The sequence below is a fragment of the Pseudocolwellia agarivorans genome (assembly GCF_002000085.1).
GTDB lineage: Bacteria > Pseudomonadota > Gammaproteobacteria > Enterobacterales > Alteromonadaceae > Pseudocolwellia > Pseudocolwellia agarivorans.
The window spans coordinates 1-1,706 of sequence record NZ_MUZU01000034.1 but is presented as its reverse complement, the minus strand read 5'-3'; the positions used below and the strand labels follow the sequence as shown (position 1 = coordinate 1,706).

The 1,706-nt window shown below is 34.2% G+C and carries 1 protein-coding gene; it reads right to left on the bottom strand.

From position 1 onward, the window contains the following. Positions 1–453: 453 nt before the first annotated feature. The gene (locus B0X80_RS20180) at positions 454–1,563 is read right to left on the bottom strand and encodes a Shedu immune nuclease family protein (RefSeq protein ID WP_077343684.1); all 1,110 of its coding nucleotides are present in this window, start codon (positions 1,561–1,563) and stop codon (positions 454–456) included. Between the last annotated feature and the right edge of the window lie 143 nt (positions 1,564–1,706).

Here is a 1,706-nt window from a genome sequence, read left to right as displayed (position 1 = left end):
GAGGCAAAAAATTGTTTGCTAAAATGTTGAGCGGAGCGAAAACAGCAAACTGTTTTTTGTCCTTTTAAGCAACTTGTTATGTGTTTACTGTACTCAATTCTAAACGCTGAAGTTACAAGTAAACACCGTTAGCTTTGCACAATACGCTAATTTTGAGCGCACCACCAAATTAAGTACAAACTAATGGATTTGCCACCTTTGAAAAAGGTATAAAAGGCAAAGCCTATTAGTGACCATTACAAAACTAAACTAGCGAAAACTCGTAAGCAGCAAACGAAAAAAACATCGGAGCTTAATAAAAATATTTTAGCTCGTGCCAACAACTAAATGTAGAAGACACATAACGCCTTGCTAAGCGGCGAAAAATAGTTGGCTAAAATTAGCGAGGCACGAGCAAAAGCCAACTGTTTTTTGTCCGTTTGAGCAACTTGTTAGCAGCTATTTACATATATATTAATGACCTACGATAAATAATGCTCTTTCATATAGCTCGTCATAAGTTAAGATTTCAATATTACGGGAATCTCGTCTAAATAACTCAAGGCTTTTACGCTTCATTTCTTGAATTCCCTCCTGACAATCATTAATTTGTCCCCAATTACCAATAATTAAAATTGCTTTAGAATCAAAGGCGTGTTGAGTGATTTTACTATAATCATCAGCGTATAAATTTTTAGTAGATTGAACCTTAAATGATCCGCTAGCTTTTTGTTCAAGTATTTGCGAATAGCCTTCCATTAGCTCTTTAGAAAGTTTCCATGATTGAGCTCTATTTTGAGCTGTGCCAAATAGCGGTGTGCTAGGTAATTTCAACTCTACGAATGTTGTAAAGTTATTATCACCCATTAGGTAATCCGCAATTACGCCCTCACTACCACCTGCGTTTGTATCAGATGCATGAAATTCTTTTTGCAAAATCCCTTGAAATCGATAATCAAGACCATAACCAAATATCCATTGATTTACTGCAAAAAAATGCTGCCAAGCGGTTTCATCTTTTGTATTGATTTTACCTATATCAATTTTATATTGAGGTAGATAATTATGATTTAACAAATTATTAAATATGTTAAGTTGAGACTTTCTATAACCAGTATTAACAAGGTCTTGGGTGGTTATCATTCCATCGGAAAGAAGACCTCTAACAAGATCACCTCCATCAGAACCAGACAGTAATGTCGTTATTTTTTTCTTAGTTTCAGAATCTAGGATATCTAGAGAATCATCAGCTAATTTAATCCTCCGTTCAGCGATACCTTTAAGATCAAGTTCTTGAATAAAAAGTAAGAATGTTTTTAATTGCTCTAAATTAAATTTTGTAAATTCAATCGATTGCTTTTCTTCGCCGCTTACAACTTTGCAAAGTTTTATGCCTTCAATATCATCATTGTCTTTGATGTATACCACTTTCATCATAGTTCGAGGTGCTATTTTAACATGCACTTCATTTTCATCTTCAAAGACAACTTGAAAAAAGCGACCTTTATCAAACTTATGATTATATAAAGTTTCTAGTCTTGAATTTCGAATAACGTCTTCTTCCGAAGGCTTTAAATCATACATAAGCTAACCACATACGCAAAACTTCCTTATAGCTGCTAACGCCCAAATAACAGGCTAAAAATTGTGGGCTAAAATGGAGCGAAGCGAACAGCCCGCTGTTTTTAGTCCTTGTTGATTTGCTTGTTATGTTTATATTAACTGAT

Excerpts from the sequence above, each read along its gene's own strand:
- B0X80_RS20180 (WP_077343684.1), bottom strand. The coding sequence starts at position 1,563 with ATGTATGATTTAAAGCCTTCGGAAGAAGACGTTATTCGAAATTCAAGA.